At 72.6% G+C, this 22,173-nt stretch carries 18 protein-coding genes and 2 pseudogenes; 11 read left to right on the top strand and 9 right to left on the bottom strand.

Features of this window, described 5'->3' with window-relative positions; genetic code table 11:
- Window positions 1-53: 53 nt before the first annotated feature.
- Genes nirD through V8690_RS13370 form a run of 3 tightly spaced genes read right to left on the bottom strand, consistent with a single transcriptional unit; the run spans window position 54 to window position 4,218 of the window.
- Window positions 54-404, bottom strand: coding sequence for a nitrite reductase small subunit NirD (nirD, locus tag V8690_RS13380; RefSeq protein ID WP_338778585.1), 351 nt, complete (start codon window positions 402-404; stop codon window positions 54-56).
- A complete protein-coding gene (nirB, locus tag V8690_RS13375; RefSeq protein WP_338778583.1) occupies window positions 401-3,001 on the bottom strand; it encodes a nitrite reductase large subunit NirB in 2,601 nt (866 codons plus the stop codon). The genes nirD and nirB overlap by 4 nt, the downstream gene beginning before the upstream one ends.
- Entirely contained in the window at window positions 3,001-4,218 is a 1,218-nt protein-coding gene (locus tag V8690_RS13370; RefSeq protein ID WP_338778581.1) for an FAD-dependent oxidoreductase, read from the bottom strand. Before V8690_RS13370 ends, nirB begins: the two co-directional genes overlap by 1 nt.
- 176 nt (window positions 4,219-4,394) lie before the next feature.
- Between V8690_RS13370 and V8690_RS13365 the strand changes: the two genes are divergently transcribed.
- Window positions 4,395-5,177 (top strand): sulfite exporter TauE/SafE family protein, encoded by a 783-nt coding sequence (locus V8690_RS13365; RefSeq protein ID WP_338778578.1) that lies wholly within the window; start codon window positions 4,395-4,397, stop codon window positions 5,175-5,177.
- Window positions 5,178-5,190: 13 nt separating this feature from the next.
- On the opposite strand, the gene V8690_RS13360 is transcribed toward V8690_RS13365, so the two are convergent.
- Entirely contained in the window at window positions 5,191-6,081 is an 891-nt protein-coding gene (locus tag V8690_RS13360) for an NAD(P)-binding domain-containing protein (RefSeq protein ID WP_338778576.1), read from the bottom strand.
- 104 nt (window positions 6,082-6,185) lie between these two features.
- On the opposite strand from V8690_RS13360, the gene V8690_RS13355 reads away from it, so the two are divergent.
- Window positions 6,186-6,578 (top strand): helix-turn-helix domain-containing protein, encoded by a 393-nt coding sequence (locus tag V8690_RS13355; RefSeq protein WP_338778574.1) that lies wholly within the window; start codon window positions 6,186-6,188, stop codon window positions 6,576-6,578.
- Here V8690_RS13355 and V8690_RS13350 read toward each other — a convergent pair.
- The gene (locus V8690_RS13350) at window positions 6,516-7,193 is read right to left on the bottom strand and encodes a class F sortase (protein ID WP_338778572.1); all 678 of its coding nucleotides are present in this window, start codon (window positions 7,191-7,193) and stop codon (window positions 6,516-6,518) included. The two genes, V8690_RS13355 and V8690_RS13350, sit on opposite strands and share 63 nt — an antisense overlap.
- A 212-nt stretch (window positions 7,194-7,405) precedes the next feature.
- Window positions 7,406-7,927, bottom strand: a complete 522-nt coding sequence (locus V8690_RS13345) for a hypothetical protein (protein ID WP_338778571.1) — start codon at window positions 7,925-7,927, stop codon at window positions 7,406-7,408.
- A 271-nt stretch (window positions 7,928-8,198) separates the two neighbouring features.
- Between V8690_RS13345 and V8690_RS13340 the strand changes: the two genes are divergently transcribed.
- On the top strand, window positions 8,199-8,816 hold the full coding sequence (locus tag V8690_RS13340; protein ID WP_338778569.1) for an NAD(P)H-dependent oxidoreductase: 618 nt from the start codon (window positions 8,199-8,201) through the stop codon (window positions 8,814-8,816).
- A 29-nt stretch (window positions 8,817-8,845) separates the two neighbouring features.
- Here the strand turns inward: V8690_RS13340 and V8690_RS13335 are convergent, their stop codons facing one another.
- Window positions 8,846-9,262, bottom strand: a complete 417-nt coding sequence (locus V8690_RS13335) for a gamma-glutamylcyclotransferase family protein (protein WP_338778567.1) — start codon at window positions 9,260-9,262, stop codon at window positions 8,846-8,848.
- A 41-nt stretch (window positions 9,263-9,303) separates the two neighbouring features.
- Between V8690_RS13335 and V8690_RS13330 the strand changes: the two are divergent.
- Together V8690_RS13330 and V8690_RS13325 are read left to right on the top strand one after the other, a co-directional pair.
- Window positions 9,304-9,696 (top strand): annotated as a pseudogene (locus V8690_RS13330) (hypothetical protein); the annotation flags it as partial.
- Between the two features lie 91 nt (window positions 9,697-9,787).
- Window positions 9,788-11,050 (top strand): M4 family metallopeptidase, encoded by a 1,263-nt coding sequence (locus V8690_RS13325; protein ID WP_338778565.1) that lies wholly within the window; start codon window positions 9,788-9,790, stop codon window positions 11,048-11,050.
- Window positions 11,051-11,068: 18 nt separating this feature from the next.
- Here V8690_RS13325 and V8690_RS13320 read toward each other — a convergent pair whose 3' ends face one another.
- Complete coding sequence (locus V8690_RS13320) at window positions 11,069-13,285, bottom strand: molybdopterin-dependent oxidoreductase (protein ID WP_338778563.1); 2,217 nt, start codon at window positions 13,283-13,285, stop codon at window positions 11,069-11,071.
- A 372-nt stretch (window positions 13,286-13,657) separates the two neighbouring features.
- Here V8690_RS13320 and V8690_RS13315 point away from each other — a divergent pair, with 372 nt between their 5' ends.
- Genes V8690_RS13315 through V8690_RS13305 form a run of 3 tightly spaced genes read left to right on the top strand, consistent with a single transcriptional unit; the run spans window position 13,658 to window position 17,232 of the window.
- Complete coding sequence (locus V8690_RS13315) at window positions 13,658-15,178, top strand: amino acid adenylation domain-containing protein (protein WP_338778561.1); 1,521 nt, start codon at window positions 13,658-13,660, stop codon at window positions 15,176-15,178.
- Window positions 15,175-16,443 (top strand): hypothetical protein, encoded by a 1,269-nt coding sequence (locus V8690_RS13310; protein WP_338778559.1) that lies wholly within the window; start codon window positions 15,175-15,177, stop codon window positions 16,441-16,443. The genes V8690_RS13315 and V8690_RS13310 overlap by 4 nt, the downstream gene beginning before the upstream one ends.
- A 21-nt stretch (window positions 16,444-16,464) precedes the next feature.
- Entirely contained in the window at window positions 16,465-17,232 is a 768-nt protein-coding gene (locus V8690_RS13305; RefSeq protein WP_338778557.1) for an enoyl-CoA hydratase-related protein, read from the top strand.
- A 386-nt stretch (window positions 17,233-17,618) separates the two neighbouring features.
- Here V8690_RS13305 and V8690_RS13300 read toward each other — a convergent pair whose 3' ends face one another.
- Window positions 17,619-18,317, bottom strand: a complete 699-nt coding sequence (locus tag V8690_RS13300; protein ID WP_338778555.1) for an ElyC/SanA/YdcF family protein — start codon at window positions 18,315-18,317, stop codon at window positions 17,619-17,621.
- A 215-nt stretch (window positions 18,318-18,532) separates the two neighbouring features.
- Here V8690_RS13300 and V8690_RS13295 point away from each other — a divergent pair, with 215 nt between their 5' ends.
- The 3 genes and pseudogenes from V8690_RS13295 (at window position 18,533) to V8690_RS13285 (ending at window position 22,163) form a co-directional block, all read left to right on the top strand.
- Window positions 18,533-19,318, top strand: a complete 786-nt coding sequence (locus tag V8690_RS13295) for a sirohydrochlorin chelatase (protein WP_338778553.1) — start codon at window positions 18,533-18,535, stop codon at window positions 19,316-19,318.
- A 135-nt stretch (window positions 19,319-19,453) separates the two neighbouring features.
- Window positions 19,454-20,731 carry a deoxyguanosinetriphosphate triphosphohydrolase gene (locus V8690_RS13290; RefSeq protein WP_338778551.1) on the top strand — a complete coding sequence of 426 codons (1,278 nt, stop codon included), beginning with the start codon at window positions 19,454-19,456 and terminating at the stop codon, window positions 20,729-20,731.
- Window positions 20,732-20,898: 167 nt separating this feature from the next.
- Window positions 20,899-22,163, top strand: a pseudogene (locus V8690_RS13285) (FAD/NAD(P)-binding oxidoreductase).
- The last annotated feature ends 10 nt before the right edge of the window (window positions 22,164-22,173 follow it).

Below are 22,173 nucleotides of genomic sequence, written 5' to 3'. Positions count from 1 at the left end.
AAACGGGAACACCCCTCCGGGGAGGGGTGTTCCGAGCCGGTGCGTTCGCGTTCCTACGCGGTGCGCACCTTGTACGTCGTCACCTGTACCGCCTCGTCGTCCAGGCACTGCCCGGACGCCAGGTCGAAGCGCTGCTTCAGGAGCGGGGAGGCGACGAACGGGCGGCCCTGGTGGGTGCCGGTCAGGCCGCGGGAGAGGACGGCGGCGCCGGTGAACGGGTCGCGGTTGTCGATGGCGTACAGCTCGCCGGAGCGGTCCCGGAAGATCGCCGCCTGGCGGCCGTCCGGCAGCAGTGCCGCCACCCCGCGGCCCGGGAGGAGCGCGCTCAGGTCGCAGACCGTGAACCAGTCGCCGTCCAGTGCGAGCTGGACCTTCAGGTCGGTGGTCTCAGGTGCCAGGGTCATCGCTGGGCGCTTCCTTCCAGTACGTCTTCGGCGGGTCGCATGCCGATGGACAGCAGCGGCAGGTCGGGCTTCATCTGGTCACGCTCGGGCACGAAGGCGACGACCGGGTCCGGGGTGTCCGGCGCGTTCACGAAGGACACGAACCGGGCCAGCTTCTCGGGGTCGTTGATGGTCTCCGCCCATTCGTCGCGGTAGTGCGCGACGTGCGCCTGCATCAGCTTCTCCAGCTCGTCGCAGATGCCGAGCGAGTCGTGGACGACGACGTCCCGTACGTGCTCCAGGCCCCCCGGGATCCGCTCCAGCCAGGTCGAGGTGCGCTCCAGGCGGTCGGCCGTACGGATGTAGAACATCAGGAACCGGTCGATCAGCCGGACCAGTTCGGCGTCCGACAGGTCCTGCGCGAGCAGGTCCGCGTGGCGCGGGGTGGCGCCGCCGTTGCCGCCGACGTACAGGTTCCAGCCGTTGGCGGTGGCGATCACGCCGAAGTCCTTCGACTGGGCCTCGGCGCACTCGCGCTGGCAGCCGGAGACGGCCGACTTCAGCTTGTGGGGCGACCTGAGCCCCCGGTAGCGCAGCTCCAGGTCGATCGCCATGCGGACGGAGTCCTGGACGCCGTAGCGGCACCAGGTCTGGCCGACGCAGGACTTCACCGTGCGCAGCGACTTGCCGTAGGCGTGGCCGGACTCGAAGCCGGCGTCGACCAGTCGGGCCCAGATCAGCGGCAGTTGCTCGACGCGGGCGCCGAACATGTCGATCCGCTGGCCACCGGTGATCTTCGTGTAGAGGCCGAAGTCGCGGGCGATCTCGCCGATCACGATCAGCTTCTCCGGGGCGATCTCACCGCCGGGGATGCGCGGGACGACCGAGTACGAGCCGTTCTTCTGGAGGTTGGCCAGGAAGTGGTCGTTGGTGTCCTGGAGGGCGGCCTGCTCACCGTCCAGGACGTAGCCGCTCGCGCCGATCGCCGGGGCGAGGGAGGCGATGATCGAGGCGACCGCCGGCTTGCAGATCTCGCAGCCGTCACCGCCCCTGGCCTCCTCGCGGCCGTGGCGGTCGAGCAGGTCCTGGTAGCTGTTGATGCGCAGGGCGAGGACGATCTCGTACAGCTCCTCGCGGGTCTGCGAGAAGCAGCCGCACAGGCCCTTGTCGACCTCGATGCCGCCGGCCTCCAGCTCGGCGTTGACGAGCTGGCCGAGGACCTTGACGCAGGAGCCGCAGCCGGTGCCGGCCTTGGTGCACTTCTTCACCTCGGGCACGGTCGTGCACTGGTGCTCGGTAACCGCGCCGCGGATCGTGCCCTTGGAGACGTTGTGGCAGGAGCAGATGATGGCGTCGTCCGGCAGCGCGGACGGGCCGAGCTGGGCTCCCGAGCCGGCTCCGGCGGGGAGCACCAGGGACTCCGGCGCCACCGGCGGGACCGAGCCCGTCAGCGCGCGCAGCGTGCCGTACGCCTCCGCGTCACCGACCAGGATGCCGCCGAGCAGCGTGCCGTCGCGGCCGATGACCAGCTTCTTGTACAGGCCCGCGCGGGAGTCGGAGTAGACGACGTCCAGGCAGTCCTCGGCGGTGCCGTGCGCGTCGCCGAAGGACGCGACGTCCACGCCGAGCAGCTTCAGCTTGGTGGACAGGTCGGCGCCGGTGAAGGCGGCCTCCTCGTCGGCGGCGATGGTCGCGGCGGCCGTCTCGGCCTGCTCGTAACCGGGGGCCACCAGGCCGTACACCCGGCCGTCGGCGGCCAGCGCGCACTCGCCGATCGCGAACACGTGCGGGTCGTTCACCGTGCGGCACTGCTCGTCGACGCTGATGCCGCCGCGCTCGCCGACCGTCAGGCCGCAGTCGCGGGCCAGCTGGTCGCGGGGGCGGACACCGGCGGAGAACACCACCATGTCGGTGGCCAGTTCGGAGCCGTCGGACAGCTTCATGCCGGTCACGGCGCCGTCTTCGCCGACGATGATCTCCTGCGTGCCGACGCCCGTGTGGACGCTCAGGCCCATCTCCTCGATGGTGCGCAGCAGGGCGGCGCCGCCGCCCTCGTCGACCTGGACGGGCATCAGACGGGGTGCGAACTCCACGATGTGGGAGGTGAGTCCGAGACCCTTCAGCGCGCCCGCGGCCTCCAGGCCGAGCAGACCACCGCCGACCACGGCACCCGTGGTCGCCTTCTTGGCGTACTCCTCGATGGCGAGGAGGTCCTCGATCGTGCGGTAGACGAAGCAGCCCTCGGCGTCCTTGCCCGGGACCGGCGGCACGAACGGGTACGAGCCGGTGGCCAGGACGAGCACGTCGTAGTCGACGACGAGACCGGAGCGGGCGGTCACCTTGCGCGCCTCGCGGTCGATCGTCTCCGCCGGGTCGCCGACGCGCAGTTCGATGCCGTGGTCCTCGATGAACCGCATGTCCGTCATGGACAGGTCCTCGGGCGTCTTGCCCGAGAAGTACGAGGTGAGCTGCACGCGGTCGTAGGCAGGGCGTGGCTCCTCACAGAGCACGACCACGCGGTGCGTGGCGGTCAGGCCGCGCTCGGCGAGCGCTTCGAGGAAGCGCTGGCCGACCATGCCATGGCCGACGAGCACGATCGTGGGGGTGTCCGTGGACATCAGGAGCCTCCATCATTGGTAAGCAGGTGGAGCAGCGGGCCGCCGTCGGAGGGGAGCGGCTCTGCTCCCTCCCAGGCGCGCGCGAGCGCGCCGACGGTGCCGAGTTCGCCGACGAGGACCCCGCCGACCAGGCGGTCGTCGCGGACGACGACCTTGCGGTAGGTGCCGCGGGTGGCGTCGGTGAGCTGGACGACGTCGTCGCCCGGGAGCGCCTCGGTCTCGCCGAACGCGGCGAGGTCGAAGGGGTTGTCGTGCCCGTTCAGCGTGAGTCGCGTCAGGGAGCGGGTGCCGGTGTAGCGGGCGTCCGCGTTGCCGGCGAGCAGCTCCGCGAGCGCGTCGGCCTGTTCGAGTGCGGGAGTGGCGAGGCCGTAGAGGACGCCGTCGTGCTGGGCGCAGTCCCCGATGGCGTGGATGTAGGGGTCGCAGGTGCGCAGCTCGTCGTCGACGACGACGCCCTTGCGGACGTCGAGGCCGGCGGCCTGCGCGAGACCCACCCGGGGGCGGACGCCGCAGGCCACGACGACGAGGTCGGCGTCGAGCGCGAACCCGTCGGCCAGCTCCACGGAACGGACGGCGCCGCCGACGCAGCGCACGTCCCGTACGCGGCACTCGGTGTGGACCTCCACGCCCAGGTCGGTCAGATGCCGCTTGACGAGCTTGGAGGCAGCCGGGTCGAGCTGGCGCTCCATCAGCCGCTCGGACTGCTGGGCGAGGACGACCTGGGCGCCGCGCAGGGCGAGCGCGCGGGCCGCGGAGACCCCGAGGAGCCCGCCGCCGATGACGACCGCCCGCGCTCCCGGCCGGACCGCCTTGGACAGGCCCAGGCAGTCGTCCATGGTCCGGAAGGCGTGGACGCCCTCGGGCAGCACGTGGTCGGGGGTGAACAGGCCGCGCAGGGGTGGCAGGACGGGGTTGGATCCGGTGGCGAGGACGAGCCGGTCGTATGCGATCACCGTGCCGTCGGCGCACTCGACGGTCCGCCCGTCGCGGTCGATGCCGACGACCCGGCCGCGCGTGACCTGCGCGGGCGCCGGCAGGGCGATCACCTCGGGGCTGTAACGTCCGGCCAGCACCTCGGCGAGCAGCACCCGGTTGTACGGCCGGTGCTCCTCCTCGCCGATCAGCAACGCGGGCGTGCCGAGCTCACCGAGCCGCCGGGCGAGCCGTACGCCCGCGAGGCCGGTGCCGATCACCACCACACGCTCATTCGAGGTCATGCCCTTGAGCGTGCGGTGCCGGTGTTACCCGGCGGCATCACGACTGTTTCCCACCGGGAACGCTGCCCTCAGCGGGGGCGGGGGGTGGGTGTGAGGGTTCCTGGAGTGCGGCGACGGCGGGCTGTGAGGGGAGGGTCGCACAGTCGTCGCACGGCCGTCGCATAGGCTCCCCGATCATGCCCGACATATCGCTGACCATGATCGCCGTGCTCTGTCTCGCGGCTCTCGCGGCCGGGTGGATCGACGCCGTGGTCGGCGGCGGCGGGCTCCTGCTGCTGCCGGTGCTGCTGCTCGGACTGCCGTCGCAGACGCCCGCCGCGCACGCCCTGGGCACCAACAAGGCGGTCGCCATCGTGGGCACGACGGGCGCGGCGGTGACGTACGTCCGCAAAGCCCCGGTGGATGTGCGTACGGCGGTGCGCATCGGGCTGGCCGCCCTCGCCGGATCGTCCGCCGGGGCCTTCTTCGCGGCCGGGATGAGCACCGAGGTCCTCAAGCCGGTGATCATGGTGGTACTGCTCGGGGTCGCCGCCTTCGTGATCCTGCGGCCCGCCTTCGGCACGGCCCCCGCGACCGGCCCGGCCACCCGGCGCCGGATCTTCGCGGCGATCGGCCTCGCGGGCCTCGGCATCGGCTTCTACGACGGTCTCATCGGCCCCGGCACCGGAACCTTCCTGGTCCTCGCCCTCACCGCCGTGCTCCACCTCGACCTCGTCACCGCCTCCGCCACCGCCAAGATCGTCAACTGCTGCACCAACGCGGGCGCCCTCGCGACGTTCGCCTGGCAGGGCGCGGTCCTGTGGAAACTGGCCGCCCTGATGGCCGTGTTCAACCTGGCGGGCGGCACCCTGGGCGCCCACACCGCCCTGAAGCAGGGCAGCGGCTTCGTACGCGTCGTGCTGCTGACGGTGGTGTTCGCCCTGGTGGGGAACCTGGCGTACGAGCAGTGGGTGGCCTAGGACCAGACGGGTTTCAGCGCCGCAGGTCCAGCAGCTCGACGATCCCCGTACCGTCCTCGTCGCCGTGCCCCTGGGCGAGGCGCCGCTCCATCAGCTCCATGTACGGCGTCAGCAGCTGCGGGCTCACCCGCTGCTCCTCGGCCGTGCGCAGCAGCGTGGAGTTGCCCGCGACCTGCATGGCGAGGTTGGAGACGACGTTGCCGGCGTAGTCGCCGCTCTCCAGCTGGTCGGCGCTCTGGTGCACGGCCGGGGCCATCGAGGTCAGCCAGTCCACGAGCAGCGGCGCGAAGTCCTTCGGGGCGATGTCCTCCGGGCGGATCAGCGCGAAGGCGTGCGTGACACCCGCGAACATGCCGTTCATCGCGCTGAGCAGTGCCACGTCGTGCAGCGCGGCGAAGCCCGGGTCGGTCCCGACGTAGCGGGTGGCGGCCGGGACGGCGAGGGTGTCCCGGTGTTCCTCGAACAGCTCGGGGGAGCCGCTGTAGAAGACGTACCCGCCTGACTCCGGGGCCCCGATCATCGGCGGGACGGCCATGATCCCGCCGTCCAGGAAGCGGGCGCCGCGCGCTTCGGCCCGGGCGGCGCGGCTGCGGCCCTCGCCGGGGCTGCCCGTGGTGAGGTTCACCAGGTCCCGCCCGGCGAGATCGGCCCCGTCGAGGGCCTCGCCCACGGAGGCGTCGTCGAGCAGGCAGGCGACCACGAGCCGGTTCGCCGCCACCGCCTCGGCGGCGGTCCGGGCGACGGTGGCGCCCTCGGCGGCGAGGGGTTCGGCGCGGGAGGCGGTGCGGTTCCAGACGGTCACCGGGTGTCCCGCGGCGAGCCAGGCGCGGGCCAGGGCGGTGCCCATGTCGCCGGTGCCGAGGAGGGTGAGAGGGGTGCGGGAGGCAACTGCGTTGTCGTTCATGGCGTTTAGGCTCGTCCGAGGGGAGCGCCTGCTCAAGTACGTACTTCGAAGTGGGTGGTTACCCCCGGGGAAGGGTCCAGGCAGGAGAAGGGGAGGGCTCGGGCATGGGGACGACGGGGCGGCGGCCGGGGGCGTACGTGTGCGGGATCGACGCGGCGATGGACGTGATCGGCGGCAAGTGGAAGGTGCTGATCCTCTGGGCGCTGAACGAGCGGCCCTGCCGCTTCGGCGAGCTGCGCCGCGAGCTGCCGGGGATCACCGAGAAGGTGCTGGCCTCGCACCTGCGGGAGATGGAGGCCGACGGGCTGGTGCACCGCGAGGCGTACGACGAGGTGCCGCCGCGCGTGGAGTACTCGCTGACGCCCCGGGGCGTCTCCCTGAACGAGGCACTGGAACCGCTGGGGGCCTGGGGGAGGGCCAACGTCCTGGGAGGGTCACCGGCTGCCGGTCAGCTGCGCGAAGACCACGACGTTCCCCTGGTAACCGGTGTCGCGTGAGTAGCCGCCGCCGCAGGTGATGACGCGCAGCTCGGGGCGGCGGGCGGCGCCGTAGACCTTCTCGTCGGGGAAGTCCTTCGCCGGGTACGCCTCGACGGCGTCCACGGTGAACACCGCGACGCTGCCGTCCCGCCGGTCCACCTCGATCGTGCTGCCCTTGGTCAGGGCACCGAGGCCGTAGAAGACCGCGGGGCCGTCGGCGTTGTCCACGTGGCCGGCGATGATCGCTGTGCCCCGCTCGCCGGGCGTGGTGCCGGACTGGTACCAGCCGGCGAGGTTCTTGCGAGCGGCCGGCGGTGCGTCGAGACTGCCGGTCCTCGTCAGGCCGAGCCCGGTCAGCGGCGCGTTCACCCCGATCGCCGGGATGCGGATGCGGTCGGGCGGCGAGGGCGGCAGCGCGGGCACGGCGGGCCGCTCACCGGCCCTGCCGTCCTGCCCGTCCTGTCCGTCCTGCCCGGCGCGGGCCTGCGAGGCGGAGGGCTGCGGCGGGGCGTGCGTCTCGGCGCCGTTGCGCAGCAGCCACGCCCCCGAGCACAGGGCGAACACCGTGACGGCCGCCACGGCGGCGTTGGCCGGGTTGCCGAACCCGTTGCCGTACCTGGGGAACCTGCGCATGGCCGACCCTTTCCTGAGCCCCGATAGCCGTCCGGTTTCTGACCCCGGAACGCACCCCTCAGAACACCCACCCCAAGAACCCCGGTCCCTGGACCCCGACCCCGAACCCCGGTCCCGGGGCCGCCCCGTACCCCCTCCGGGCCGCGAGGGGCGTCGGAACCCGGAGGGGGAGGGGACATGCGGTACCGGCAACGGACAGCGGAGGGTGTCCGTCAGATCCCGTCGCCTCTCGCCCGGCGATGCAGGAGCCAGGTACCGCCCGCGGCGGCGACGGCGAGGGCCGCCACACCGGCCGCGGTCTGTACGGGATCGGGGCCCAGGGCGCCGCCGACCCCCGTCTTCACACTCCCTCGGGGGTGGACCTGCCGGCTGTCGGTGGTCAGCGTGACCACCAGGTCACCGGTGATCCGCCGGCCGCTCCCGGTACAGGTCGCCGTGATCTCGTACGTCCCCGGCTGCGCGCTCGGCGGCACCTTGAACCGCCCGGTGGCGTCCTGCTCGTGCGGGCCCGGCGCGAGGCTGAGGGAACCGGCCCCGACCGCGCTGGCGTCACCCGTCGCCGTGCCGCCGTCGCCGCAGGCCGCCGTGTGCACCGTGACCTGTCCGCCCGGGAGGACCGAGGGCGGGGACACCTCCAGGTCACCGGCGGGCGCGCCGTACGCGGGCGCGGCGGCGAGGACCGCGGCGGCGACGGCGAGCGCGGTACCGGTCAGCGGCCGGGCGGTACGTCGCATCGGTGCTCCTTCGAGCCGGTCGGTCGTGCACCTGCCCTTCCGAGGTAACGGGCAGCGGGGCGACCCCGCTTTCTGATGAGTCGTCAGAATTGGGGTGAATGGGTGTCAGGGGGCAGTGGACCGGCCGCTTCTCGACGGCGTTTGGGCAGGTCACGGGCGTTCAGTGGCCGGGTCATGGAAAAGCGCGGGGCGCGCGTGTGAACGGGTGACCCGGGTGTCGCGCCCGCCGGGGCTTGACCTCAAGAAAGGTTGAGCTATGAGGCTGTGCCGCATGAACACAGCCGTTACGAACGCACCCAGCGCTGCCCAGCCCGCGACCGAGCCCCTCCGGGTGACCCTCGTCGTCGGCAGCAACCGCCACGGCCGCTTCGGCCCGGTCGTCGCCGACTGGCTCCTCGACCGCCTCCGGGACCGGGACGACCTGGTCGCCGAGGTCGTGGACGTCGCCGACGTCGACCTGCCGACGTCCTTCGAACCGACTCCGGAGGCGACCGCCGCGCTGTCCGGCGTCACCCCGAAACTGGCCCGCGCGGACGCCTTCGTGGTCCTCACCCCGGAGTACAACCACTCCTTCCCGGCGGGCCTGAAGAACCTCGTCGACTGGCACTTCGGCGAGTGGCGGGCCAAGCCCGTCGCCCTCGTCTCCTACGGCGGACTGGCCGGCGGCCTGCGCGCCGTGGAGCACCTGCGCCAGGTCTTCGCCGAGCTCCACGCCGTGACGGTCCGCGACACCGTCTCCTTCCACAACGCCGGCGCCTCCTTCGACGACGCGGGCACCCTGCACGACCCGTCCGGCCCGGACGCGGCGGCCAAGACCATGCTGGACCAACTGGTGTGGTGGGGCCTGGCCTTGCGCGAGGCCAGGGCGAAGCGGCCGTACGCGGGCTGAGCCCCGGCCTCACTCCTGCCTGCCCGCGCTCACCCCCGCGGCCGCCAGTCCCCGCCCGCGATCGGCCTCCCCCGGGTCCGAAGCCGTGCGGCGACGGCGGGCGCGGCGACGTACACCCAGGCCCGGACAGCCGCCCCGTCCGCGTCGCGTACGACCTTCCGCTCGACGCGTTCGTACAGGCTGCGCGGGTCGCCCGGCACATAGTCCTCCAGCCGGTCCAGCTCGGCGAGCAGCTCCGCGTACGCCTGAGGGTGCGCGGTCACCAGCTCCCCGCGCACGACCCCGCCGCCCGGCTCCTCGACCGCGTAGGGATAGCCCGGCCCCTCGTACAGCACCGCGCCCGGGAGCCGCCCCGGTGCCTCGGAGCGGGTGCGGCCGCGCAGGAAGAGATCGTGGTTGACCTCGCCGGGGTGGAGGGTGCCGTAGACGAAGAAGGGGAGGGTCACAGGAACGATTCTCCACCCTCACACACCTGCACACCGGGCCTATGGACATGACATGTCCGGGCCGACTTGACTCGCGGTCAACATCAACGCCGCCCCCGGTCGACCCCCACGCGACCGGGTGCGCCCGTATGAGGAGACCGATGAGTCGGATACGTGACGTCCGAGGTTCCCGTCTCGCCCTCGCAGGTGTGGCCGTCACCGGCACCGCCGCCCTGCTGGCCGCCGCGCTCTCACCGACCGCCCTGGCTGGGGACCGGCCGACCCGGTCGGACGCGATCGAGAGTGCCGGGACGGTCCTCGCCGGCCGGGCCGCGGAACTGGGCCTCACCCCGGCCCAGGAGACGAAGGTCCGGGACGCGGTCGTCGACGAGGACGGCAGCCTGGCACGTCCGCTACGACCGCACGTACCACGGACTCCCGGTCCTGGGCGGTGACTTCGTACTCCATCAGAACCCGGACGGCACCTACCGCGGCGCGAGCCGGGCGACGAAGTCCGCGCTCTCCCTGGAGAGCGTCACCCCGAAGGTGAGCGCCCCGAAGGCCGCCGACCTCGCCGCGAGCCTGCTGCGCGCCGCGCACCTCGGCGAGACCCTGAAGAAGCTGACCGCCAAGCCCCGGCTGGTCGTCGACGTGCTGCACGGCGCCCCGAAGCTGGCCTGGCAGACCGACGCGGTGGCGCACGACGGGCTCGGTAACCCGGTCGGGCGCACGGTGCTGACCGACGCGACGACCGGCGACCGGATCGACGCCTGGGACACCCTGGAATCGGCGACGGGCGACGGGAAGTCCCTCTACGGCGGCACGGTTGCGCTGGAGACGACGAAGTCCGGGTCGTCGTACCAGCTCAGGGACGCGACGCGGGGCGGCACGTACACGGGCGACGCGGCGAACAAGACGGACCTGTGCCTGCTGACCGTTTGTCTGAACCGGGCCCCCGCGACGGTCTTCTCGGACGCCGACAACCACTGGGGCACGGGCGCGGCCTCCGACCGCGCGACGGTGGCGGTGGACGCCCAGTACGGCACGGACGTCACCTGGGACTACTTCAAGAACCTGCACGGCCGCAACGGCATCGCCGGCGACGGCAAGGGCTCCTACAACCGCGTCCACTACGGCAAGGACTACAACAACGCCTTCTGGGACGACAACTGCTTCTGCATGACGTACGGCGACGGCGACGGCAAGCAGCTCGGACCGCTGGTGTCGCTGGACGTGGCCGGGCACGAGATGTCCCACGGCGTGACGTCGAAGACGGCGGCGCTGACGTACTCGGGCGAGTCCGGCGGCCTGAACGAGGCGACGTCGGACATCTTCGGCACGCTGGTGGAGTTCTACGCGGACAACGCCGAGGACCCGGGTGACTGGCTGCTCGGCGAGAAGGTCGTCCGTTCCGGCCTCGGGCGGGAGGCCCTGCGGTTCATGGACAAGCCGTCGAAGGACGGGAAGTCCGCCGACTGCTGGAGCGAGGGGCTGGCCGACCTCGACGTGCACTACTCCTCGGGCGTCGGCAACCACTTCGCGTACCTGCTCGCCGAGGGCAGCGGCGCCAAGACGATCAACGGCGTCGCACACGACTCCCCGTCCTGCGACGGCTCCACGGTGAACGGCATCGGCCGGGGCAAGCTGGGCAAGATCTGGTACCGCGCCCTGACGGTCTACATGACGTCCTCGACGGACTACGCGGGCGCCCGTACGGCGACCCTGAACGCGGCGAAGGACCTCTACGGCAGCGGCAGCACGGAGCAGAAGGCCGTGGCGGCGGCCTGGAGCGCGGTCAACGTGAAATGAGCCGCACCAGTACGGAACTCAGGGCCGCACCGCCTCCAGCCGCACCGCGCACGCCTTGAACTCCGGCATCCGGGAGGTCGGGTCGAGCGCGGGGTTGGTGAGGGAGTTGGCGCGGCCCTCGCCCGGCCAGTGGAACGGCATGAAGACCGTGTCGGGGCGGATGGCGTCCGTGATCCGGGCGGGCGCCACGGCCCGGCCCCGCCGGGACACGACGGCCACCGGATCGCCCTCGGCCGCCCCGAGCCGGGCCGCCAGCCGCGGATGCAGTTCCACGAACGGCCCGGGCGCGGCGGCGTTCAGCTCCGCCACCCGCCGGGTCTGCGCCCCGGACTGGTACTGCGCCACGACCCGCCCGGTGGTGAGCAGCACGGGGTACTCGTCGTCCGGTTCCTCGGCGATGGCCCGGTGTGAGACGGGGACGAAGCGGGCACGTCCGTCGGGAGTGGCGAAACGGTCGAGGAAGAGCCGTGGGGTGCCGGGGTGGGCACGGTCCGCCGTGTCTCCCGAGGAGGTCGTCGTGTCTCCCGTGGAGATCGTCGTGTCTTTCGTGGAGGCCGGGCGGCCCGCCGCGCCCCGTCGCGCGCCAGGGCCACCCTCCCCGTCCTGGTCCCCCGTCAGGCCCTCCGGCTCCACCGCCGGACAAGGCCAGAACACCCCGTTCTCCTCCACCAGCCTGCGGTACGTGATGCCCGAGTAGTCCGCGGGGCCGCCCGCGCTCGCCCGGCGGAGTTCCTCGAAGATCTCCTCCGGGTCGGTCGGGAACCCCTTCTCCACGCCCAGGCGCGCGGCCAGCTCGTGCATGACCTCGAGGTCGCTGCGGATGCCCGCGGGCGGGGTGATGGCCTGGCGCCGCAGCAGTACGCGGCCCTCCAGGTTGGTCGTCGTGCCCGTCTCCTCGGCCCACTGGGTGACCGGCAGGACCACATCCGCTAGCGCCGCCGTCTCCGAGAGGACCACGTCACAGACGGCCAGGAAGTCCAGGGACTTGATGCGCTCCTCGATGTGCGCGGCACGGGGCGCCGACACCACCGGGTTGGACGCCATGAGCAGCAGGGACTTGATGTCCGTGCCCAGCGCGTCCAGCAGCTCGTAGGCGCTGCGCCCCGGGCCGGGAAGGCTGTCCGGGTCCACGCCCCACACGTCGGCGACATGCCGCCGCGCCGCCGGGTCGTCGAGCTTGCGGTAACCCGGCAACTGGTCGGCCTTCTGGCCGTGTTCGCGGCCGCCCTGCCCGTTGCCCTGCCCGGTCAGGCAGCCGTACCCGGACAGCGGGCGGCCCGCCCGGCCGGTCGCCAGGCACAGGTTGATCCACGCGCCCACCGTGTCGGTGCCCTTGGACTGCTGCTCGGGCCCGCGTGCTGTGAGCACCATCGCGGCCTCGGGCTCGCAGAACAGCCGCACGGTCTCCCGCAGTTGGGGCACGGACACCCCCGTGATCCGTTCCACGTACTCCGGCCAGTGCGCCATCGCGGCTGCCCTGGCGTCCTCCCAGCCCACGGTCCGCTCCCGGACGTACTCCTCGTCCACCCGCCCCTCGGCGATCACCAGGTGCAGCAGGCCCAGGGCGAGCGCCAGGTCCGTGCCCGGCCGGGGCGCCAGGTGCAGGTCCGCCTGCTCGGCGGTCTTCGTGCGGCGCGGGTCGATGACGACCAGCGTGCCGCCGTTCTCCTTCAGCTCGGTGAGGAAACGCAGGGACGGCGGCATGGTCTCCGCGAGGTTCGAGCCGACCAGGATCACGCAGCCGGTCTTCGGGATGTCCTCCAGAGGGAAGGGCAGCCCGCGGTCCAGACCGAAGGCCTTGATACCGGCCGCCGCCGCCGACGACATGCAGAAACGGCCGTTGTAGTCGATCTGGGACGTGCCGAGCACGACCCGCGCGAACTTGCCGAGCGTGTACGCCTTCTCGTTCGTCAGACCGCCCCCGCCGAACACACCGACCCCGTCCGGCCCGTACTCCGCGCGCGTCCGGCGCAGCCCCTCGGCGATCCGGTCCAGCGCCTCATCCCAGGAGGCCGGCACCAGCGTGCCCCCCTCGCGCACCAGCGGTGAGGTCAGGCGCACGTTCGAGGCCAGCACCGCCGGTGCCGTACGGCCCTTGCCGCACAGCGCGCCCCGGTTCACCGGGAAGTCCGTACGCTCGCTCACCTCGACGGTCCCGTCCGGCGTGGGCGTCAGGTTCATCCCGCACTGCAAGGCGCAGTACGGGCAGTGCGTGGGCGTGGCGGTGGTCTGCATACCCTTCAGCGTGCTTCGGCCGTGTTACGCCCGGGACGGTTCCCTGTTACGCGGCAGGGACGGCAACCTCCCCGCCGCCGCCCGGCCCGCGTGAGGCACACGCCTGCCCACCTCTACGTCGCCGCCGACCGGCACGGACGTTGCCCATGTGACGAAAAACGGAACATGTGGCTCATTGCGTTCCCTTCTTGGCCGATCCGACCTAGTTGAGGGTTGAAGCAGGGCCACTACGCTCTCGCTACGCGCAGCGCTCGCACGACTCCGCACGGCGTTCGACCCCCGGGCAGGCCCGCCGCTCACGGCTGCATCCACCTGCGGCTCCGCCGCCTGTGGCCATCCGATCCCTCGAAACAGCCAGGAGGCCAACCGATCATGCCTCTGCGCCATCTGACCCCCCATGACCGGCAGCTGTTCCGGCAGTACGGCCGGGGCCCCACCGTTCCCGTCCCCGACCCGCTCCTGCACCATGCCGTCGCCCGGCACGCCGCGGCCGCCCCGCACGCCGTGGCCGCCGAACACCAGGGCGCGCACCTCACCTACGGCGAGCTCGACCGGTACGCCGACGCCCTCGCCGCCCGCCTCGTCCGCGAGGGCGTACGCCCCGGCGACCACGTCGGCCTGTTCGTCCGCCGCTCGATCCCGATGCTCGTCGGCCTGCTCGGCATCCTGAAGGCCGGCGCCGCCTACGTCCCCCAGGACATCGGCCTCGCACCCCCGGCCCAGCTCACCCACGTCATCCGCACCGCCCGGACCCGGGTCGTCCTCACGGTCGCCGAACACGCCCACCGCGTGCCCCTGCCGGACGGCCATCTGCTGCTCGCACTCGACGAGCCGCTGCCCTGCGCCCCGGCCCCGCGCCCGCGCGTCACCGGCGACGACGGCGCTTACGTCCTGTTCACCTCCGGCACCACCGGCCGCCCCAACGGCGTGAAGGTCACCCACCGCAACGTCGCCAACCTCCTGCTCACCGAGCCGGGCGGCCTCGGCATCCGCCCCGGCGACCGGGTCGCCCAGCTCCTCAACATCGCCTTCGACATGGCCGCCTGGGAGATCCTGGGCTGCCTCGCCCACGGTGGCACCCTCGTCATCCGCGGCAAGGACATCGCCGCGGCGGCCCAAACCGCCGACGTGCTGATCGCCACCCCGACCGTGCTGTCCGGCCTCGACCCCGCCGCCTGCCCGCGCGTGCGCACGGTCGCCGTCGCGGGGGAGCCCTGCCCGCGCCCGCTGGCCGACCGCTGGGCCCGGCAGTCCGTCTTCCACAACTGCTGCGGCCCGACGGAGACCACGATCGTCAACACGATGAGCCGCCACGACCCGGCCGCCCCGCTGCTCACCATCGGCCGCCCCACCCCCAACAACACGGTCTACGTCCTCGACGCCGACCGGCGGCCCCTGCCCGTCGGCGAGCCCGGCGAGATGTGGGCGGGCGGCGACTGCGTCTCCGCGGGCTACCTCGGCGACGACGCCCTCAACGCCGAGCGCTACGCCCCCGACCCCTTCCTCGGCGGCGGCCGCCGCATGTTCCGTACCCGGGACCTCGGCCGCTGGACACCCGGCGGTGAGCTCGAACACCTCGGCCGCACCGACGACCAGGTCAAGGTGCGCGGCTTCCGCGTCGAGCTGGACTCCGTCTCCGCCGTCCTGGAGACGGCCGCCGGCTGCACCCGCGCCGTCACCCTGAAACGCGACGCCCGCACCTTGGTGTCCTTCGTCTGCCCGGCCGACGTCGACCCGGACACGGCCCGCCGCGCGGTCGCCGACTCCCTGCCCTACTACTGCGTCCCCGAGCAGATCCTGCCCCTCGCGTTCCTGCCCGAGACCGACCGCGGCAAGGTCGACAAACAGGCCCTGCTGGGCATGCTCGAAGAGCGCCTGGCGGTGGCCCGATGACCACGTCCCCGCCCCGGGCGCGTCAGGACACCGGCGAACTCCCGCGGCTCCTCCCGGCCGCCCGCCGCCTGCTCAAACACCCCCGCCTGATGCACTACAACCGCCTCGCGGCCCTGGTGCTCCTGGCCAACGCGGCGTTCCTGTGGGCCGCCGGCCCCCTGGCCACGCACACCCTCGGGCACGCGGCCCTCGCCAACCTCGCCCTCGCCGTCCTCGTACGCCAGCAGTACGTCGTCAATCTCCTGTTCCGGCTGGCGACTTCGGCCCCGGTGAGCTGGCCGCTGAAGGTCCGCTGGACGCTCGGCAAGGTGTACCACTTCGGCGGGCTGCACGTGGGCGGGGCGCTGGCCGGGGCGGCCTGGTTCCTGGCCCTGACGGTCGCGGTGACCCGCGCCGGAACGGACGTGCCGCTGATCACGGTGAGCTGGACCCTGGTCGCGCTCCTCGCCCTGATCGTCGCCACCGCGCTGCCGGCCTTCCGCTCCCGCCACCACGACCACTTCGAGAAGATCCACCGCTTCGGCGGCTGGAGCGGCCTCGCGCTCTTGTGGACCCACACCCTGCTGTCCGGCCAGGGACCGGTGCCGCTCGCGGTCCTCGCCGTCGTCACCTTCAGCGTGGCCCTGCCCTGGCTGCGGCTGCGCAAGGTGGACGTCCGCGTCGAACGCCCCTCCCCGCACGTGGCGCTGGCCCGCTTCGACTACGGCGAGACGCCCTTCGCCGGCTCCTCGACCGCGATCAGCCGCAGCCCGCTGAAGGAGTGGCACTCCTTCGCCAACGTCCCCGCCCCCGGCCGCTCCGGCTTCCGGCTCACCATCTCCCGCGCCGGTGACTGGACCGGCTCCTTCATCGACGACCAGCCGTCGCGCGTGTGGGTGAAGGGCATCACCACGGCCGGAGTCGCCAACATCGAGGTCCTGTTCCGCAAGGTGGTCTACGTCGCGACCGGCAGCGGCATCGGCCCCTGCCTGCCCCACCTGCTCGCCGCCCAGGTCCCCTCGCGCCTGGTCTGGGCGGCCCGCGACCCCCGCGCCACCTACGGCGACGCCCTCGTCGACGAGATCATCGCCGTCCAGCCGCACGCCCTGATCTGGGACACCTCCCGGCACGGCAAGCCCGACATGGTGCGGCTCGCCCACGCCGCGTACCGCGACTTCGGTGCGGAGGCGGTCATCTGCATCTCCAACAAGCGGCTGACCTGGCAGGTGGTGCACGGTCTGGAACGGCGCGGCGTTCCGGCGTACGGCGCGATCTGGGACTCGTGACCCACCTTCAAGGGAGGGAAGATGAACCACCTGAAAGCCGAACGGGACGGCCGCGTGGTGACCGTCCGCCTGCACCGCCCGCACGCCCTGAACGCGCTCAGCTCCGAGCTGCTCGCCGAACTCCTCGACCTCCTCGGCCCGTTGGACCACGACCCGGAGGTGGGCTGCTTCGTCGTCACCGGCTCGGAGAAGGTCTTCGCGGCCGGCGCGGACATCAGGGAGATGGCCGGTAAGTCGGCCGTGGACATGATGTCCGAGGACTACTTCGCGGCCTGGGAACACTTCGCGGACCTGCACACCCCGAAGATCGCCGCCGTGAACGGCTACGCGCTCGGCGGCGGCTGTGAGCTGGCCATGATGTGCGACCTGGTCGTCGCGGGCGAGTCGGCCCTCTTCGGCCAGCCGGAGATCAAGCTGGGCGTCATACCCGGCATCGGCGGCACTCAGCGCCTGACCCGCCTGGTGGGCCGCGCCAAGGCCATGGACCTGGTGCTCACCGGCCGCACGATGGACGCCCGGGAGGCCGAGCGCTGCGGCTTGGTCTCCCGCGTGGTCCCCGACGACCGGGTCCTCGCCGAGGCCCTGGAAGCGGCGGCGGCCATCGCCTCGTACGGCCGTACGGCGGCCAGGGCGGCCCGCGAGTGCGTCGACCGGGCCCTGGAGACGGGCCTGCGGGACGGCCTCCGCTTCGAACGCCGCGTCTTCCACGCCCTGTTCGCCACCGACGACCAGAAGGAGGGGATGACGGCGTTCCTTCAGAAGCGCCCACCAGCCTTCCGCGGGCTCTGACAGCCGGGGGCGGGACGCGCGGAGCGCGCCGGTCGCGCTCCCGCCCCCCGGCCACGTTCAGGGGCTGTGTCCGGTCAGGACACGGACCCGGTCAGCACTCGTGCGCGTAGTACGGGTTTCGCCCGCCTCAAGACCGATCCTGCCGATCCCGTAGGGCAGATCCGGATGCACGACTGGTCCCAGCCGTCGACTTCCACGCCGGCGGAGATGGTGTGCCCGCACACGTTGTGGATGTCCGCCCACCCGGGGCCGTGGTTGCCGAGCTTGGCGCAGCCCGGCTCCATGGCCTTGACCGGCGCGGCGGCCGCGGGTTGCGCCGAGGCGGTCCCCATGGCGGCCGTCCCGGTCAGCAGCGCGACCAGCCCGGAAGGGGAGAAAGTCCGGCCTCATCCGACAGACTCTTCGGCCGTGGCCAACGCCCGTTCCACGCCCGGCTCCCGGGGCCCGAGGAACCGGGGATCCGGCCGGAACACCGCGTCCAGAGCCGCCTTCCCGGCGGCGAGGATCTCCCGCGCACCCCCGTAGTACCAGGTCGCGTCATGCACGGCGTCCACCCCCACCCCGTACGACTCGACCCCCGCCGCCTGGCACAGAGCCACCGCCCGCCGGATGTGGAAACCCTGGCTGATCAGCACGGCCTCGTCCACCCCGAAGATCCTCTTCGCGCGCACGCAGGAGTCCCAGGTGTCGAACCCCGCGTAGTCGCTGACGATCCGCCCGTCGGGCACCCCGTGCCGCGTCAGGTACACACGCATCGCGTCCGGCTCGTCGTAGTCCTCGCGGCTGTTGTCCCCGGTGACGAGCACCACCTCGACCCGCCCCTCCCGGTACAGCTCGGCCGCCGCGTCCAGCCGGTGCGCGAGGTACGGCGACGGCTCCCCGGCCCACAACCCGGCACCGAACACCACGGCCACATCGGTACGCGGCACGTCCGCCGCCGTCCGCAGCCGGTCACCCGCGGCCACGTACATCCAGGTCGCCGGAAGCAGCGCGAGCACGCACCCGGCCATCACGGCCTGCACGAGCCGCCGCTGCCCTCGCCGGGTACGCGGCAGTCGCGGTCTGCGGAACGCCTCAAGACGCATCGGACGGTCCCTCCCAAGGTCGGCCCCTCGACAGTCAGGGACGCCCGCTCGGGCCGCCCGGTTCATCCGCGTACTGGTGACCAGCTTCACTCGCTACATGGAAACCCCAGGTCAAACGGCCTCACACCCCGACTGTCCCGCATCGTGAACCGCCGGTAAACACCCGTGACGCCCACGCAACGGGACGGCAACGTGCGGCGGCGACCATCGGTTGCATGCCCAGCCAGCTCAGCCTCGTCCCGCCGCCCGCCACGCGCCGCCCGGCCCCGCCCGCCCTCGTGGTCGTGGCGCACGGCAGCCGCGACCCCCGTGCGCTGAGCACCGTACGCGCGCTCCTGGACCGCGTCCGCGCGCGGCGCCCCGACCTGCCCGTGCGCCTCGGGCACATCGAACTGAACGCCCCCCTGCTCCCCGACACGCTCGCCGCCCTGGGAGACACGGAGGCGGTCCTGGTCCCCCTCCTCCTCAGCCGCGGCTACCACGTCAAGCAGGACATCCCCGAGATGGCGGCGGCCTCCCCGGCCCGCACCCACGTGGCGGCCCCCCTGGGCCCGCACCCCCTCCTGGTGGACGCCCTCCAGGCCCGCCTGACGGAGGCCGGCTGGCCCACTCATATGGATGAGGCGACCCGCCGCACCAGCGCCGTCGTCCTCTCCGCGGCCGGCTCCCGCGACCCGGACGCCAAGACGGACACCGGCCGCACGGCCCACCTCCTCGCGGCCCGCCTGGGTGTCCCCGTCATCCCCGCCTACGCCTCCGCCGCGACCCCCACGGTCGACACGGCCGTCCGCACTCTCCTCGCCAGGGGCCGCCACCACATAGCCCTGGCCTCCTACTTCACGGCCCCGGGCCGCTTCGCCACGGAGTGCGCCCAGGCGGCCCCCTGGATCGCCGCGGCCCCCCTCGGCACGCACCCGTCCATGGCCCACCTCCTCCTCCACCGCTACGACGAGGCGTTGACGGCGGCCTCGACGGCCGTGCCCGAATTGGCCTCGGCTTAGAACACGGGGCAGTGCACTGACCTAAGGGGCCGCGGGGAACTGCGCGACCAGCCGCACCCAAACCCGCACCCGCCACACAACCGAACCCGGCAAACGCTCAGGCGCACAGCACACCCATGCCCGTACTGTCGACACATGGCAGGCACCCCACAAAACCCCCCGGCCTACGACCCGACGTCAGTCGACCGCTGGGCCCCGGAACCAGACAAACGCCCCGGCCGCACCGCCTTCCAACGCGACCGAGCCCGAGTCCTCCACTCCGCCGCCCTACGACGCCTCGCCGGCAAAACCCAAGTGGTAACGCCCGGCACCCTGGGCCCGGCCTGGGACGCCAGCCCCCGCACCCGCCTCACCCACTCCCTCGAATGCGCCCAGGTCGGCCGCGAGCTGGGCGCGGCCCTCGGCTGCGACCCCGACCTCGTGGAAGCCGCCTGCCTCTCCCACGACCTCGGCCACCCGCCCTTCGGCCACAACGGCGAACAGGCCCTCAACGAGTTCGCGGCGGACTGCGGCGGCTTCGAGGGCAACGCCCAGTCCCTCAGACTCCTCACCCGCATCGAGCCCAAACGGTTCACCCCCGAAGGCTCCGTCGGCCTCAACCTGACCCGCGCCGCCCTCGACGCCGCCACCAAGTACCCCTGGTCCCGAGGCGCCCACCCCACCGACCCGGCGTCGAACAAGTTCGGTGTGTACGAGGACGACCTCCCGGTCTTCGACTGGGTCCGCAAGGGCGCCCCCGGCACCCGCACCTGCTTCGAGGCGCAGGTCATGGACTGGTCCGACGACGTGGCCTACTCGGTGCACGACGTGGAGGACGGCCTGCACGCCGGCCACATCGACCCGAACTGCCTGCACGCGGAACCCGAACGGCAGGACGTCTTCCGGGTCGCCCTCGGCCGGTACGTACCGGCGGACACCGACCCCGCCGAACTCGCCGAGGCCCTGGACCGGCTCCTCGCCCAGGAGTGGTGGCCGCACGGCTACGACGGCACCGCCGTCGCCCAGGCCCGGCTGAAGGACGCCACCAGCCAGCTCATCGGCCGCTTCTGCCTGGCCGCCGAGAGCGCGACCCGCGCCGCGTACGGCACCGGACGGCTCACCCGGTACGCCGCCGAACTGGTCGTCCCGCGCGAGACCCGCATGGAGTGCGCGGTCCTCAAGGCCGTCGCCGACCTCTACGTCATGCAGCGCGCCGAGCAGGAACGCCTGCGCGCCGACCAGCGCGTCGTCGTCGCCGCACTGGCCGAGGCGCTCACGGCCCGCGCCCCGGACGGCCTGGACCCGCAGTTCCGCGCCCTGTTCGACCGGGCGCCGGACGACCGGGCCCGTAAGCGGGTGATCGTCGACCAGATCTCCTCTCTCACCGACACCTCCGCCCGGTCGCTTCACGCCCGTCTGACAAGGCACGCATGAGACTGAAGTGAGAACTGAGGGAAAACAGGGGACAACGCCCGGGAAGCAGGGGACCACGGAACGCCCGATGGTGACCCTCCGTGGCCTGATCGGGTCACTCCCTCTTCCCGCATCACGCTCCGTGCGGGACGCTCGCAAGTGGCGACACCCTTACGAGGAGGAACCAAGTGGTCGACGCGGATCAGACATTCGTCATCGTCGGAGGCGGACTCGCCGGCGCCAAGGCGGCCGAGACGCTCCGGGCGGAGGGCTTCACCGGCCGGGTGATACTGATCTGCGACGAACGCGACCACCCCTACGAGCGCCCGCCGCTGTCCAAGGGCTACCTCCTCGGAAAGGAGGAACGCGACAGCGTCTTCGTGCACGAGCCCGCCTGGTACGCGGCGAACGACATCGAGTTGCACCTCGGCCAGACCGTCGACGAGATCGACCGTACGGCCAAGACGGTCCACTTCGGCGAGGACGGCACCGTCGTCCGTTACGACAAGCTGCTCCTGGCGACCGGCGCCGAGCCCCGCCGCCTCGACATCCCGGGTACCGGCCTGGCCGGCGTCCACCACCTGCGCCGCCTCGCCCACGCCGAGCGCCTCAAGCACGTGCTGACCAACCTCGGCCGTGACAACGGCCACCTCGTGATCGCGGGCGCCGGCTGGATCGGCCTGGAGGTCGCGGCGGCGGCCCGCGAGTACGGCGCGGAGGTCACCGTCGTGGAGCACGGGCCGACCCCGCTGCACCACGTCCTCGGCCCCGAGCTCGGCCAGCTCTTCGCCGACCTGCACCGTGACCACGGCGTCCGCTTCCACTTCGGCACCCGGCTCACCGAGATCGTCGGCCAGGACGGCATGGTCCTCGCGGCCCGCACCGACGACGGCGACGAACACCCGGCGCACGACGTCCTGGCCGCGATCGGCGCGGCCCCACGGGTCGCTCTCGCGGAGGCGGCCGGGCTGGAGATCGCCGGCCCGGCGCAGGGCGGCGGCGTCGTGGTCGACGAGCGGCTGCGCACCTCCGACCCCGACATCTACGCGGCCGGCGACGTGGCCTCCTTCCACCACGCCCTCTTCGAGACCAGCATGCGGGTGGAGCACTGGGCCAACGCGCTGAACGGCGGCCCGGCGGCGGCCCGCTGCATGCTCGGCCGGGACGTGGCGTACGACCGCATGCCCTACTTCTTCTCCGACCAGTACGACCTCGGCATGGAGTACTCGGGCTGGGCGCCGCCGGGGACGTACGACCAGGTGGTGATCCGGGGGACGCGAGCCGGCGCGAGTTCATCGCCTTCTGGGTGAAGGAGGGCCGGGTGCTGGCCGGGATGAACGTGAACGTGTGGGACGTCACAGACAAGATCCAGCAGCTGATCCGCTCGAAGGCCCGGGTGACCACGGAGGCCCTGGCGGATCCGCACGTGCCGCTGGACAGCCTCGCCTCGTAGCCGTCAGGGG

Source organism: Streptomyces sp. DG1A-41, from assembly GCF_037055355.1.
In the GTDB taxonomy this organism is placed as follows: Bacteria; Actinomycetota; Actinomycetes; order Streptomycetales; family Streptomycetaceae; genus Streptomyces.
Note: the sequence above shows the minus strand (reverse complement) of the source record. Positions and strands in the feature narration are given on the sequence as shown.